The 13,856-nt window shown below is 69.3% G+C and carries 16 protein-coding genes; 6 read left to right on the forward strand and 10 right to left on the reverse strand.

The annotated features are described in order from the left end of the window. The 9 genes from ACTB72_RS03790 to fabD all read right to left on the reverse strand — a co-directional run bounded on the left by ACTB72_RS03790 (position 1) and on the right by fabD (position 7,832). Positions 1-255, reverse strand: coding sequence for a GTA head formation protein, RCAP_rcc01685 family (locus tag ACTB72_RS03790; protein ID WP_463035654.1), 255 nt, complete (start codon positions 253-255; stop codon positions 1-3). Continuing rightward, positions 255-1,424: a phage portal protein gene (locus ACTB72_RS03795; RefSeq protein WP_463035655.1), complete on the reverse strand. Its 1,170-nt coding sequence runs from the start codon at positions 1,422-1,424 to the stop codon at positions 255-257. Before ACTB72_RS03795 ends, ACTB72_RS03790 begins: the two co-directional genes overlap by 1 nt. A 57-nt stretch (positions 1,425-1,481) precedes the next feature. Then, positions 1,482-2,741 (reverse strand): DNA-packaging protein, encoded by a 1,260-nt coding sequence (locus tag ACTB72_RS03800; protein ID WP_463035656.1) that lies wholly within the window; start codon positions 2,739-2,741, stop codon positions 1,482-1,484. 13 nt (positions 2,742-2,754) lie between these two features. Then, a complete protein-coding gene (locus ACTB72_RS03805) occupies positions 2,755-3,141 on the reverse strand; it encodes a hypothetical protein (protein ID WP_463035657.1) in 387 nt (128 codons plus the stop codon). 191 nt (positions 3,142-3,332) lie between these two features. Continuing rightward, positions 3,333-4,334 carry an endolytic transglycosylase MltG gene (mltG, locus tag ACTB72_RS03810; RefSeq protein ID WP_463035658.1) on the reverse strand — a complete coding sequence of 334 codons (1,002 nt, stop codon included), beginning with the start codon at positions 4,332-4,334 and terminating at the stop codon, positions 3,333-3,335. 7 nt (positions 4,335-4,341) lie between these two features. Then, on the reverse strand, positions 4,342-5,604 hold the full coding sequence (gene fabF, locus ACTB72_RS03815) for a beta-ketoacyl-ACP synthase II (RefSeq protein WP_463035659.1): 1,263 nt from the start codon (positions 5,602-5,604) through the stop codon (positions 4,342-4,344). A gap of 133 nt (positions 5,605-5,737) precedes the next feature. After that, positions 5,738-5,977 (reverse strand): acyl carrier protein, encoded by a 240-nt coding sequence (locus tag ACTB72_RS03820; RefSeq protein WP_092679785.1) that lies wholly within the window; start codon positions 5,975-5,977, stop codon positions 5,738-5,740. Between the two features lie 176 nt (positions 5,978-6,153). Beyond that, positions 6,154-6,891, reverse strand: coding sequence for a 3-oxoacyl-[acyl-carrier-protein] reductase (gene fabG / locus ACTB72_RS03825; protein ID WP_463035690.1), 738 nt, complete (start codon positions 6,889-6,891; stop codon positions 6,154-6,156). Beyond that, the gene (gene fabD / locus ACTB72_RS03830; protein ID WP_463035660.1) at positions 6,891-7,832 is read right to left on the reverse strand and encodes an ACP S-malonyltransferase; all 942 of its coding nucleotides are present in this window, start codon (positions 7,830-7,832) and stop codon (positions 6,891-6,893) included. The genes fabG and fabD overlap by 1 nt, the downstream gene beginning before the upstream one ends. Positions 7,833-8,064: 232 nt before the next feature. On the opposite strand from fabD, the gene rpsF reads away from it, so the two are divergent. The 4 genes from rpsF (at position 8,065) to ACTB72_RS03850 (ending at position 10,350) form a co-directional block, all read left to right on the forward strand. After that, entirely contained in the window at positions 8,065-8,526 is a 462-nt protein-coding gene (rpsF, locus tag ACTB72_RS03835) for a 30S ribosomal protein S6 (RefSeq protein ID WP_463035661.1), read from the forward strand. An 18-nt stretch (positions 8,527-8,544) separates the two neighbouring features. Further along, a complete protein-coding gene (gene rpsR / locus ACTB72_RS03840) occupies positions 8,545-8,772 on the forward strand; it encodes a 30S ribosomal protein S18 (RefSeq protein WP_092679781.1) in 228 nt (75 codons plus the stop codon). A 13-nt stretch (positions 8,773-8,785) separates the two neighbouring features. Beyond that, entirely contained in the window at positions 8,786-9,397 is a 612-nt protein-coding gene (rplI, locus tag ACTB72_RS03845) for a 50S ribosomal protein L9 (protein WP_463035662.1), read from the forward strand. Between the two features lie 389 nt (positions 9,398-9,786). Beyond that, the gene (locus ACTB72_RS03850) at positions 9,787-10,350 is read left to right on the forward strand and encodes a hypothetical protein (RefSeq protein WP_463035663.1); all 564 of its coding nucleotides are present in this window, start codon (positions 9,787-9,789) and stop codon (positions 10,348-10,350) included. 16 nt (positions 10,351-10,366) lie between these two features. Here the strand turns inward: ACTB72_RS03850 and ACTB72_RS03855 are convergent, their stop codons facing one another. Then, positions 10,367-11,026, reverse strand: a complete 660-nt coding sequence (locus ACTB72_RS03855) for a peroxiredoxin (protein ID WP_463035664.1) — start codon at positions 11,024-11,026, stop codon at positions 10,367-10,369. A gap of 218 nt (positions 11,027-11,244) precedes the next feature. Here ACTB72_RS03855 and ACTB72_RS03860 point away from each other — a divergent pair, with 218 nt between their 5' ends. Then, positions 11,245-12,702 (forward strand): replicative DNA helicase, encoded by a 1,458-nt coding sequence (locus ACTB72_RS03860; protein ID WP_463035691.1) that lies wholly within the window; start codon positions 11,245-11,247, stop codon positions 12,700-12,702. Continuing rightward, positions 12,692-13,825 (forward strand): alanine racemase, encoded by a 1,134-nt coding sequence (gene alr / locus ACTB72_RS03865; protein ID WP_463035665.1) that lies wholly within the window; start codon positions 12,692-12,694, stop codon positions 13,823-13,825. The genes ACTB72_RS03860 and alr overlap by 11 nt, the downstream gene beginning before the upstream one ends. Positions 13,826-13,856: the final 31 nt, after the last annotated feature.

Below are 13,856 nucleotides of genomic sequence, written 5' to 3' on the forward strand. Positions count from 1 at the left end.
TCAGGGGTTGAAACGGCCTTCGATCACGGCCGCCGCGAACTGGCTCGCCAGCGCCGCCGCGACCCCGAACACCGCGAGCCACAGCCGTTTCTCCAGCCGTTCCACGGCCTGGTCGATCCGGTCGAGCGACCGCTCCAGCGCCGCCCATCGCTCATCGAGCACACGTTCCAGCGCCTCGATGCGGGCATGCGCGCTGTCGAACGGCTCGTAGAGGAACTTGGAGCCGCCCGACTGGTTGCGCAGGCTGTTGCGCATCACCGCGCCGCCGGGCCGAGGCCGAGCAGCGCGCGTTTTTCGTCCTCGCTCAGGAAGTCCGCACCCGACACCCGCCGCCAAAGCGCCTCGCGCTCCGGCGCCAGCGCCGGCACGGCATCCAGATCGGGGGCGAGGTTCACCACCTCCCCCACCTGGCTCGACAGCCATCCGGCCATCCCGGTCAGCACCTTCTGGGCCAGCGGCACCACGGTCTGACGGTAGAAGGCGCGGTTCGCCTCCTGGTAATTCGCATAGGTCGCATCCCCCGGCAGACCCAGCAGCATCGGCGGCACCCCGAAGGCGATGGCGATGTCGCGCGCCGCCGCCGTCTTGGTCTCGAGGAATTCCATGTCCGAGGGCGAAAACCCCATCGGCTTCCAGTCGAGCCCGCCCTCCAGCAGCATCGGCCGCCCGGCGTTGCGCGCCCCCTGGTGGTTCTCCTCCAGCTCATCGACCAGGCGCTGGTACTGCTCCTCGCTCATCGTGCCGCCATCGGCGCCGCGATAGATGATGGCGCCGGACGGCCGCGCCGCGTTGTCCAGCAGCGCCTTCGACCAGCCGCCCGCCGCGTTATGAATGTCCACCGCCGACCCTGCCGCTTCCAGCGGCGACATCCCGTAATGGTCGTCGAGCGGATGGAAGCTCTTGATATGCAGGATCGGCTGAGTCTCGGCGGTCATGTCGAACCGCACCTTCTTGCCGCCGACCTGATACTCGTAGGCCTCCGGCCACCCGTCAGCCCCCGGCGCCACCCGCATCCGGTCCGGGCGCAGCGCGTAAAGCTCCGCCGGAATGCCCGAGGCCATGGCCCCCGCCGCCTCCACATAGGCGTCGCCCGACAGCAGCAGATGCCCGTAGACCGTCTCCAGGAACGCGCCCCGCGTCTGCCCCGGATTGGGCCGCCCCAGCAGCTTGAGCAGCGGATGCGCCGCCATGCGCCGGTCATCCTCGCTCAGGATCACCGGCAGGGACGCCGCCGCCTCCGCCACCATCCGCACGCAACGAAACCCGATCACGTTGCGCGCGAAGCCGTTGCGCGCCAGGGACACGGTATCGCGCGGCGACCAAGCCGCCCGGCCGGGGCCCGAATAGGCGATGGCCGCGCCGACGGCCGAGGTCTTGCGGCTCTCCGGCGCCGTCGCAGCCGCACGCAGCCAATTGAAAGCCATCGGCTTTCTCCCTTGCTTCATCGGTTTCAGCGAAAGCCGCCCCGCGGCGAAAGGCGGCTAGAGCCGCCGCACCCGCGGCGCGGATCCCGCGCCCAGGCTCAGTTCGGTCACCGCCCAGACGAGGGCGTCCATGCGGTCCGGACTGCCCTGCCCGGTCTCGCCGGTCCAGGCGCACATCTGGTCTTCGAGCAGCGGAAAACGCCCCGCATGCCGGACCCGACCCTGTTCATAAAGCGCCGCCACCGGCTCGGCCCGGGTGACCTTGCCCCGCGTCGCCCGCACCGCCTTGTAGGGGACGCGCGGGTCGATCTGCCGGATCAGCGTCTCGACCAGTTCGCCGCCCTGGTTGACCTCGGCGACGATCCGGTCGGCCTGGAAATCCTCCAGCGCCTTCACCACCCGCGCCGCCCAGGCCGAAGGCGCCGCGCCCTGCACCGTCAGATCCGCCAGCACATAGCAGACCCCGTCGGCGCCGAGCCCGGCCACCACCATCCCGCAGGCGTCCGCCGAAGGCCCGGAGGTCGCCGGCGGATCCACCGCCACCACCACCCGCGCCAGCTCCGGCGCCTGCGCCACCCGGCCCTCATCGATCAGAGCCCGGTTCCACAGCGCACCCTCGACATCATCGAGCAGCGCGCCCTCCAGCTCCTGTCGCCCCAGAGCGGAGCCTTCGTAACGGCGATTCACCGCGTCCAGAAACTCCGCCGCCAGGTTGGCTGCGTTGGCCGAAGTCGGGGCCGAGGTCGACACCGTGTCCGGCGCCGCCAAGATCTCCTTCAGCAGCGGATTTCTCCGCGGCGTCGTGGTCACCAGCTGCTGCGGCCGCCGTCCCAGCCGCAGCGCGAACTGCAGCATGTCCCAGGCGGCCCGCCCCTTGCGCCACTTGGCGAGCTCGTCGCTCCAGGCCCCGTCGAACTGGGGCCCCCGCAGCCCCTCGGGGTCATGGGCGGAGAACAGCCGCGCCTCCGCCCCGTTCTGCCAGACCAGCCGCTTGCGGGTGACCTCGTAGACCGGCCGCCGGTCGGGGGGCGAACAGGCCCTTATCCCCGACGGCCCCTCGACCATGACCTCGCGGGCCTGGTCGAGGGTCTCCGCCACCAGCGCGATCCGTCGGCACGCCCCCCGCCCGAGGGGCGTGCTCCCCTCGACCCGGGCGCGGACCCACTCGGTACCCGCCCGCGTCTTTCCCGCCCCGCGGCCGCCCAGCACCACCCAGGTGCGCCAGTCGCCCGCCGGCGCGACCTGGTGGCCCGGCATCCCCCAGACTTCGAAAAGCCAGGGCAGCGCCGCCGTCGCGTTGTCGCTCAGGCCCGCCACGAAGGCCGCCCGCTCAGCCCCGCTCAGCGAGCCGAGCCAACTCGCCCAGGATCTCCCGTCGGGCGGCGTCGAAATCGACGTCCCCCGATCGGCGTCCCGCCCGTTCCGAGATGATCCGCTCAAGTTTCCTCTCGCAGTCCATGACCGCTTCCAACGATTTCTGAAGCGAGTTGATTTCCGCCTGCAGCAGCTTCTCGCGCTCCAGACCTTCCATCCGCGCCTTGGCGTCCCCCTCCGCCGCCTCGGCCTTCGCCCGCTCTTCCCGCCCCTGCTCCACCTTGACCCAGGCGAAGGCCTCCACCCTTTCAGTCAACGCCAGGTGCAAGGCCATGTAGGTGCGTCGGGCATTCTGGAGCATCTGACCTGTCGTCAGCTCCTCCGCATCGTCGCCACGCGTCATCCCCTTGGGCCCCTCGTTCCAAGGCCCGGGTCGCCCGACACGAAAACGGCCCCGGATCATGCGATCCGGAGCCGTTTTCGACCTGCTTTTCCCAGCTTGCCTGAACTCTACCTTAGAGCGAGCGCGCCGTCAATTGTTTTATTCAAGGTTGAATGGGTTGTTTCGGAACCCGAACCCAACCCGCCGCCAACCTATTGACTCTGCTTACGTTCCGCTTCAATCCGGCGCCATTTCTGCACGTTGCGCGTGTGTTCGACCAGACTCTCGCCGAACGCATGCCCGCCGCTGCCATCGGCGACAAAATACAGATCCTTGGTTTCCAACGGGTTCACCGCCGCGTCGATCGAGGCCTTGCCCGGATTGGCGATCGGCGTCGGCGGCAATCCGTCGATCTGGTAGGTGTTCCAGGCCGTCCGCTGGTTCAGCTCGCTGCGGGTCAGCCCGCGCCCCAGCACGCCCTTGCCCTCGGTGATCCCGTAAATCACCGTCGGGTCGGTCTGCAGCCGCATCCCGCGCTTGAGCCGGTTGACGAAGACCGAGGCCACGCGGCCGCGCTCCTCCGGCAGCCCGGTCTCCTTCTCGATGATCGAGGCGAGGATCAGCGCTTCCTCCGGCGTCGAGATCGGCAGCCCCTCGGCCCGGTTCGCCCAGGCCTCCGCCAGGATCGCGCTCTGCGCCGCGCGCATCCGCCGGATCATCTCGGCGCGGCTGTCGCCGCGATTGGCCTGGTAGGTCTCGGGCGCCAGCGATCCTTCGGGCGGGATTTCCGCGATCTCGCCGGTCAGGGTGTCCATGGCCTTGAGCTGCTCGACCACCTGCCAGGAGGTGGAGCCCTCCACCACGGTGATCTGATAAACCACGCGCCGGCAGGTGGACTGATCCACCAGGCAGCGCAGCACCGATTCCATGGAGGATCCCGCCGGGATCTCGAACTCGCCGGCTTGAATCCGGGCCTGCATCTCGCCGTAGCGCGCGCCAAGCCGGAAGATCCTCGGATCCGAGATCGCGCCCGCATCCGCCAGAATCGCCGCCGCCCGCTCGAGGCTCGTCCCCTTGGGAATCGACACCTCGGTCGGCGCGGTCAGCGGCCCTTCGGCCCGGTACTGGTTCACACCCCACGCGATCACGCCGGCCACGGCGAGGCCGAGCACGATCAGGATGGTCAGGGCATTGGCCGCCAGATGGCGCATCAAGGCGCCCTCAATCGACCTTGCCGATGATCAGCGAGGCATTGGTCCCGCCGAACCCGAAGGAATTGGACAGCGCCACCTTGATCTCCCGCTTCACCGCTTTGCCCGGCGCAAGGTCGATCTTCGACTCGACCGAGGGGTTGTCGAGGTTGAGCGTCGGCGGCGCGATCTGGTCGCGGATCGCCAGCGCGCAGAAGATCGCCTCGACCGCCCCGGCCGCGCCCAGCAGATGTCCGATCGCCGACTTGGTCGAACTCATCGTCACCTTCGAGGCATGGTCGCCCAGCAGCCGGGTCACCGCGCTCAGCTCGATCTCGTCCCCCAGCGGCGTCGAGGTGCCGTGCGCGTTGACGTAATCGATGTCTTCGGCGGTCAGCCCGGCGTTTTTCAGCGCCGCGGACATGGAGCGGAAGCCGCCGTTGCCGTCCGGCGCCGGGGAGGTGATGTGATAGGCGTCGCCCGACATGCCGTAGCCGAGGATCTCGGCGTAGATCTTCGCGCCGCGGGCCCTGGCGTGCTCGTATTCCTCGAGCACCACGATGCCGGCGCCTTCGCCCATGACGAAGCCGTCGCGATCCTTGTCATAGGGGCGCGAGGCCTTCTCCGGCGTGTCGTTGAAGCCGGTGGACAGCGCCTTGCAGGCGCAGAAGCCCACCACGCCGATTTCGCAGACCGGGCTCTCGGCCCCGCCCGCGACCATCACGTCGGCGTCGCCCAGCATGATCAGCCGCGCCGCGTCGCCGATGGCGTGCGCCCCGGTCGAACAGGCGGTGACCACCGAATGGTTCGGTCCCTTGAATCCGTATTTGATCGAGACATGGCCGGAGCAGAGGTTGATCAGCGCGCCCGGAATGAAGAACGGCGACACCCGTCGCGGCCCCTTGTCTCTCAGCGTGAGCGCGGCTTCGGCGATGGACTCGACACCGCCGATGCCCGAGCCGATCAGGACCCCCGTGCGCTCCGCGTCCTCGTCGGTCGCGGGAACCCAGCCGGAATCCTTCACCGCCTGTTCGGCGGCGGTCAGCGCATAGGTTATGAATCGGTCCGTCTTGCGACGGTCCTTGGATGACACCCAGTCATCAGGGTTGAACGTCCCATCCGTGCCGTCGCCCAGCGGAATCTCGCAGGCGATCTGACAAGGCAGATGCGACGCATCGAAATGCTTGATCTTTCCAGCGCCGGATTTGCCCTCCAGCAGCCGCGACCAAGTTTCCTCCACTCCGCAAGCCAGCGGAGTCAGCAATCCCATTCCGGTGACGACGACCCGCCTCACACGCGCGCTCCGTTTCTTGGTTCCTCAACGGGCGCGACCCTAGCCGCGCCCCCCACCGGCTGCAAGCCGGGCGCCCTCACGCGGGCGTGCGCATCCGTGCGGAGGCGCCCCGGCGGACCTGAACCCGAAAGGCTCAGCCCTCGGAATTCTCGGTGATGAACTTCACCGCATCGCCTACGGTCTGGATCGTCTCGGCGGCGTCGTCGGGGATCTCGATCCCGAACTCTTCCTCGAAGGCCATGACCAGCTCGACCGTGTCCAGCGAGTCCGCGCCAAGGTCGTCGATGAAGCTCGCGCTCTCCGTCACTTTGTCCTCTTCGACCGACAGGTGCTCTACGACGATCTTCTTCACACGATCCGAAATGTCGCTCATGCGAGTGCTCCTCACTCTTCGCAGGCCCTTGGGCCGCTTGCCGTTACTTGTATCGGGGGCCATCGGCCAGACCCGGCCGTGACGCGGTTCCGGCCCGCCGCGTGAGGCCGGCCTATATCATAGCGGCGAAGGGTGGCAACCGCGAAATCCGCGGTCCCATGCCCGTTCGCGGCCGCTCAGATCATGGCCATGCCGCCGTTCACGTGCAAGGTCGCGCCGGTGACGTAGCCGGCTTCAGGCGAGGCGAGGAAGACCGCGGCCGCCGCGATCTCCGCCGCGTCGCCCATCCGACCGGCCGGGATCGCGCCCAACAGCTTCTCCTTGGTAGGCTCGGGCAGCTTGTCGGTCATCGCCGTGGCGATGAAGCCCGGGGCCACGCAGTTGACCGTGACGCCGCGGCTCGCGACCTCGGCCGCCAGGCTCTTGGACATGCCGATCAGGCCGGCCTTGGAGGCGGCGTAGTTGCCCTGCCCCGGATTGCCGGTCACCCCGACCACCGAGGTGACCGAGATGATGCGCCCCCAGCGCGCCTTCATCATGCCGCGCAGCACGCCGCGCGACAGCCGGAAGGCGGCGGTCAGGTTGATGCGCAGGACCGTATCCCAGTCCTCGTCCGACATCCGCATGAACAGCTGGTCGCGGGTGACGCCGGCATTGTTGATCAGGATGTCGACCCCGCCCATCGCCTCGGCCGCCATCTTGGGCAGCGCCTCGACCGAGGCGGCGTCGCCCAGATCGCAGGGCGTCACATGCGCCCGCTCGCCCAGAGCGTCGGCCAGCGCCTCCAGCGGCTCCACCCGCGTGCCGGACAGCGCCACCGTCGCCCCCTGCCCATGCAGCGCCCGGGCGATCTCGCCCCCGATGCCGCCCGAAGCGCCGGTGATCAGCGCCCGCTTGCCGGTAAGATCGAACATCATGCGTCTCCCATCGCGGCCGCGACCGCCTTCGCGTCGTCGGGACCGTTCACCGCCTTGGCGGCCAACCCCTTGTCGATGCGCTTCGCCAGCCCGCACAGCACCTTGCCCGCGCCGATCTCGATCAGCTCGGTCACGCCCTGCGACGCCATCCACAGCACGCCCTCGCGCCAGCGCACCGCGCCGGTCACCTGGGCCACCAGCAGTTTTCGGATTTCATCGGGGTCGGTGACCCCCTCGCATTTGACGTTGGACACGACCGGCACGGCCGGCGCCTTGATGTCCACGCCCGCCAGCGCTTCGGCCATCGCGTCCGCCGCAGGCTGCATCAGCGCGCAATGGAACGGCGCGCTGACGGGAAGCAACATCGCCCGCTTGGCGCCCATGCGCCGGGCGATCTCGCCGGCCCGCTCGACCGCCGCCTTGTGACCCGAGATCACCACCTGAGTCGGCTCGTTGTCGTTGGCCGCCTCGCAGATCTCGCCCTGCGCGGCCTCCGCCGCCGCGGCCTGCGCATCCGCCAGCCCAAGCCCAAGCAGCGCCGCCATCGCGCCCACGCCGGGCGCGCAGGCCGCCTGCATCGCCTGCCCGCGCAGACGCAGAAGCTTCGCGGTCTCGCCGACCCCTATCGCGCCTGCGGCGCACAGCGCCGAATATTCGCCCAGCGAATGCCCCGCCACGAATGACGCGTCGGCGATGCTCACTCCCTCCGCCTCCAGCGCCCGGAACGCGGCGAGCGAAGTCGCCATCAGCGCCGGCTGCGCATTGGCGGTCAGGGTCAGCTGCTCGGCCGGACCTTCCCAGATCAGCGCGCTCAGCTTTTCGCCCAGCGCGTCGTCCACCTCCTCGAACACCGCTTTCGCGGCCGGATAGGCCTCGGCGAAGGCCTTGCCCATGCCCACGGCCTGGGCCCCTTGGCCCGGAAACAAGAATGCGCGCACGTAAGTTCCTCCCCGCGTCGGTCGGACTCGCTTTACCTTTCGCGTCCCCGCCCCGCAACCGCCGCCCTCCCGCCAGCGCCCGCCACGTCCCGCAGCTCTTGCTTTCCGCCTGCATTTGCGGCATAGGCTCGCAACCTTCCGAAAAAGAATGACCAGGGCGCCTCTCGTATGCGGGCTTCGGAAGGGTTCGCCTCCGCATGGTGAAGCGCACCGACATATGGCAGGTGAACCGATGGCTCTTTACGAGCACGTCTTCATCGCGCGTCAGGATCTTTCCAACGCGCAGGCCGAGGGGCTCATCGAGCATTTCGGCCAGATCCTCAAGGACAACGGCGGCGACGTCCAAGGCTCCGAGTACTGGGGCGTCCGCACCATGGCCTACAAGATCAACAAGAATCGCAAGGGGCATTACGCCTATCTCAAGACCGACAGCCCCTCGGCCGCGGTCATGGAGATGGAGCGTCTGATGCGCCTCCACGACGACGTGCTGCGCGTGATGACCGTCAAGGTCGAGACGCATGAGGAAGGCCCCTCGGCCGTTCTTCAGGCCAAGGCCTCGCGCGACGACCGCGGCGGCCGTGGCGGCCGCGACCGTGGCGACCGTCCCCGCTTCGGCGACCGCGATCGCGGCGACCGTGGCGATCGCGGCGGCGACCGTGGCGACCGGGGCGGCGACCGCCGTCCGCGCGACTGATAGGGAAAGGACCAGAACATGGCTCGCAAGCCCTTCTTCCGCCGTCGCAAGACCTGCCCGTTCTCCGGCGAGAACGCGCCGAAGATCGATTACAAGGACGTCAAGCTCCTGCAGCGCTACATCTCAGAGCGCGGCAAGATCGTCCCGTCCCGCATCACCGCCGTCTCGTCCAAGAAGCAGCGCGAGCTCGCGCGCGCCATCAAGCGCGCCCGGTTCCTCGCCCTTCTCCCCTACGCGATCAGCTGAGGAGCACTGACAAATGGAAGTGGTTCTTCTGGAGCGTGTCGAGAAGCTTGGTCAGATGGGCGACGTGGTCAACGTCAAGCCCGGCTTCGCCCGCAACTTCCTTCTGCCGCAGGGCAAGGCCCTGCGCGCCACGAAGGTCAACATCGCCCGTTTCGACGCCCAGCGCGCGACGCTCGAAGCCCGCAACCTCGAGCTTAAGGCGGAGGCGCAGGTCGTCGCCGACAAGCTTGATGGTCAGAGCTTCATCATCATCCGTTCCGCTTCGGATATGGGCGCGCTCTACGGCTCCGTGACCCCCCGCGACGTGGCCGAAGCCGCGGCCGAGGGCGGCTTCGCCGTCGACCGCCGTCAGGTGTCGCTGGAGAAGCCGGTGAAGGAACTGGGCATCCACGACATCCGCGTCGTGCTGCATCCCGAGGTGTCGGCGACCATCGCGGTCAACGTCGCCCGCTCCGTCGAGGAGGCCGAACTTCAGGCCACCGGCAAGTCGATCCAGGACGCCCGAGCCGAAGAGGACGCGGCGGCCGAGTTCGACATTCAGGAGCTGTTCGAAGAAGACGAGGAGGAGGGCGAAGGCCTTCTCTCCGATCCTCGCGGCGACGAGGAAGACGAAGACCGCCGCTGATCCCCTTAGGATCGACGGCCTTCAGCGAACGGTCGCGGCGCAAGCCGCGGCCGTTTCGCTTTTCCGGGCGGGTCTTTCGCGACGCCTCGCGCCCGCATCGCGTCCTGCGTTCCCGCCCGACCTCGCCGGCCAACGCCCTGCCCGTCGTCGCCCGGCCCGGGCCGCCCGCGACCGCGTGAGCGACCGCCGCCTCGGAATAAAAGACGCGGAGACGACGGTCTCACCCCCTTCGCTTAACCTTGTGCAAACCCTGGCCGGGCGAAATGCCCTGGCCCATCATGCCAGAGCCCGACGCACTCCTCTCCGCCGCCGCCCGCCGCGCCGCCGCCTCCCGCGCCGCGCTTGTCGCGGCCGCGCGCGCGCTCTACGCCGCCGGCGGATCGCCCAGCGTGACCGAGGCCGCTCGCGCCGCCGGCATCAGCCGCGCCACCGCCTACCGACAGTTCCCCTCGCCCGAGCTGCTGGCCGAAGCCGCGGTCGAGGACCCCGAAGCCGCGCCCATCCCCGACATCCTCGCCGGCCTGACCGCGCCGCGCGCGCGCGCGCTGGCGGTCTGCGACTGGCGTCTCAGCTTCGCGCAGACCCATGCCGCCGCCCTGCGCCGCCACCTCGCCCTGCGCCAGCAGGCCCGTCTTCGCCCGTCCGGCAACGGCCCTCCCGGCCTGCCCTCCCCCAGCCCGCGGGCCGAAGCCGCTTATCGCGCCGCCCTCGTCGCGGTCCGCGACCGGATGCCGGCCCAGGCGTTCGACGACCTGACCCGCGCCCTTGTCGCGCTCACCGGGCACGAGGCGCTCGCCGCGCTCACCGACCGCGGCGTCGTGCCCGACGCCGCCGTGCACATCGCCCGCGGCGTCGCCGTGACCCTGCTCGACGGCGCGCTTCCCGCCGGCCGTCTCAGCGCGAACGCAAAGGGGCCGCGCGCCATGCCCGGCGCGCGGCCCCCGAAGTCCTGATCGCCGAGAGGCGGGATCAGCAGCCCGGCTGCTTGACCATCCGCAGATACGGCAGCTTGCGCTCGAACGACCCGTGCTGGGCCTCCGCGTCCGCATCCGACACCGAGGGGACCACGATCACGTCGCCGCCCTGCTCCCAGTTCGCCGGGGTCGCCACCTTGTGGCCCATGGTCAACTGCAGCGAATCCAGCACCCGCAAGAGCTCGTTGAAGTTCCGACCCGTGGTCATCGGGTAGGCCATCTGCATCTTGATCTTCTTGTCCGGCCCGATCACGAACACCGTGCGCACCGTGGCGTTGTCCGCCGCCGTCCGCCCCTCGGCGCTGGTCCCCGCATCCGAGGGCAGCATCCCGAAGGCCTTGGCCACGGCCAGCGTCTCGTCGCCGATCATCGGATAGCTCACGTCATGTCCGGTGGCCGAGGCGATGTCCGCCTTCCACTTCACATGGCTCGAGACCGGATCGACGCTGATCCCGATGATCTTGCAGTTCCGCTTCTCGAACTCCGGCGCCAGCCCCGCCATCGTCCCCAGCTCGGTGGTGCAGACCGGGGTGAAGTCCTTGGGATGGCTGAACAGGATCGCCCAGCCGTCCCCGATCCAGTCGTGGAACCGGATCTTACCTTCGGTGGTGTCCGCTTCGAAATCCGGCGCCGTGTCATTGATCCGCAAGGTCATCGCCCGCTCCCTGGCTGCGCTTGTCTCGGCTGCGTGTTAACATGATGAGAGGCCCGCGCAAGCGCAACACCGCGCCCCGACTCGTCCCCGATCGTCGCCCGCCGGGGACAGCCGGAGTCCGGCGCAAGGCAGGCATGACCAGCACGGAGACCCATATGGATGACGGCCCGCCCCCCCCCGCCCTGCCGGCGGAGGCTTCGGCGAACGCTCTCGCCCCCATGTCGCCCGCAAGCTCCCCCTCGAACATCGAGGCGGAGCAGGCGCTGCTCGGCGCGATCCTGATCAACAACGAGGTCTACGACCGCGTCGCCGGCTTCCTGATGGCCGATCACTTCTACGACCCGGTCCACGCCCGGATCTACGCCACCGCCGCGCGCCGCATCCAGAAGAACTTCCAGGCCAACGCCGTCACCCTCAAGACCTTTCTCGAGGACGACGAAGGGCTCAAGGAGCTCGGCGGCGCCGCCTATCTCGCGCGTCTCGCCGGCGCCGCGATCTCGATCTATTCCGCCAAGGACTACGCCCAGGCCATCTACGACCTCGCCATCCGGCGCGAGCTGATGCGAATCGGGCTCGAAATCCGCGACCGCGCCCAGCAGGCCGACGCCGAGACCGAGCCGGGCGAGCAGATCGTGGAAGCCGAGCAGAGCCTCTATTCGCTGGCCGAGAAGGGCCGCTCCGACGGCGGCTTCCGCTCGTTCCTGTCCGCGGCGACCGAGGCGATCGAAGTCGCCAACGCCGCTTACCAGCGCGACGGCGGCCTCGCCGGCATCTCGTCGGGCCTCGTCGATCTCGACCGCCGCCTCGGCGGCCTGCATCCTTCGGACCTGCTGATCCTCGCCGGCCGCCCGTCCATGGGCAAAACCTCGCTCGCCACCAACATCGCCTTCAACATCGCCAAGGCCTACCGCGAAGGCGAAAAGCACGACGGCACCATCGGCGCCATCAACGGCGGCAAGGTCGGGTTCTTCAGCCTCGAGATGTCGGCCGAACAGCTCGCCACCCGCATCCTCTCCGAACAGTCCCGCGTGCCCTCCGAGCAGATCCGCCGCGGCGACATGGAGGAGGAGGAGTTCCGCCGCTTCGTCGAAGCCGCGCGCGAGCTCGAGAAGATGCCGTTCTACATCGACGACACGCCGGCCCTGCCGATCTCCACCCTCGCCGCCCGCGCCCGACGCCTGAAGCGCCAGCACGGGCTCGACGCGCTCTTCGTCGACTACCTTCAACTCTGCCGCGGCGCCGGCAAGACCGAGAACCGGGTGAACGAGATCGCGGAGATCTCCATGGGTCTCAAGGCCATCGCCAAGGAGCTTCAGATCCCGGTCATCGCCCTCTCCCAGCTGTCGCGTCAGGTGGAGAGCCGGGAGGACAAGCGGCCGCAGCTGTCGGACCTTCGGGAATCGGGCTCGATCGAACAGGATGCCGACGTGGTGATGTTCGTGTTCCGCGAGGAATATTACAAAGAGCGCGAGAAGCCGTCCGAAACCGACGTGGAGGCCACGATGAAGTGGCAGGAGACCATGGAAAACGTGCGCGGCAAGGCCGAGGTCATCATCGGCAAACAACGGCACGGGCCGATCGGCTCGGTCGAGCTCGCCTTCGAAGGCCGGTTCACCCGCTTCGGCGATCTCGCCCGCGACGTCTACAACCAGACCGGACGCGACGATGCTTTCTGAGCCGATGCGCACAGCCCCCGCCTCCCTCGCCGCCCAGCCCGTCGCCGCCGGCTCCAAGGCCCGGCTGACCATCCATCTCGACGCCATCGCCGCGAACTGGCGCGCGCTCGCCGCTCTCGCCCCCACGGCCGAGACCGCCGCGGTGGTCAAGGCCGACGCCTACGGCACAGGCCTGAGCGCCACCGCGGCCACGCTGCGCAAGGCCGGCGCCCGCACCTTCTTCGTGGCCCAGGCCGGCGAAGGCGCCGCCCTGCGCGACATCCTCGGCCCCGGCCCCGCGATCTACGTCTTCAACGGCTTCCTGCCCGAAGACGCGCCCGCCTTCCGCGGCGCCGATCTGCGCCCGGTGCTGTCCTCGCCCTTCCAGCTCGCCGCCTGGATTGCGGCGCGCGCCGACGTCGCCGCCGCCCCCGGCTCCGGTCCCGGCCTGCATATTGAAAGCGGCATCAACCGCCTCGGCTTCACCGCGGCCGAGCTCGACGCCCTGCGCGCCGATCCGCCGGAGGGGCTGGACCTGACCCTGGTCATGTCCCATCTCGCCAACGCCGACGAACCCGCGAACTCGATGAACGCCCGCCAGCGCGGCGCCTTCGCCGGCCGGTCCGAACTCGCCGCCCGCATCGCCCCCAACGCCCGCCGCTCGCTCGCCGCCACCGGCGGAACCCTGCTGGGCGAGGCCTTCCACTTCGATCTCGTGCGCCCGGGCGTCGGCCTCTATGGTGGGGAGCCCTTCATGGACGCGCGGCCCGTGGTCACGCTCGAAGCGCCCTTCCTGCAGGTGCGCGAGATCCCGGCGGGCGACAGCGTCGGCTACGGCGCGACCTGGACCGCGCGCCGTCCCAGCCGCATCGGCGTGCTGCCCATCGGCTACGCCGACGGATTGCATCGCCTCTCCAAAGGCTTCCACGTCTATGTGGATGGACGGGCCGCCCCGGTGGTGGGCCGCGTCTCCATGGACATGATCACCGTGGACCTCACCGATCTGCCCGAACCGGCGCCGGGCGCCTTCGCCGAGCTGCTCGGACCCCACCAGGGCGTCGACCGCCTCGCCGCCGCCAGCGGCACCACCGGTTACGAGGTTCTGACGGGCCTTGGCCCGCGCTACCTGCGTCAGTATAGCTGACGGCGTCCGCCCCCCCGGCCGCGGCCCTCAG

Source organism: Albimonas sp., from assembly GCF_055129145.1.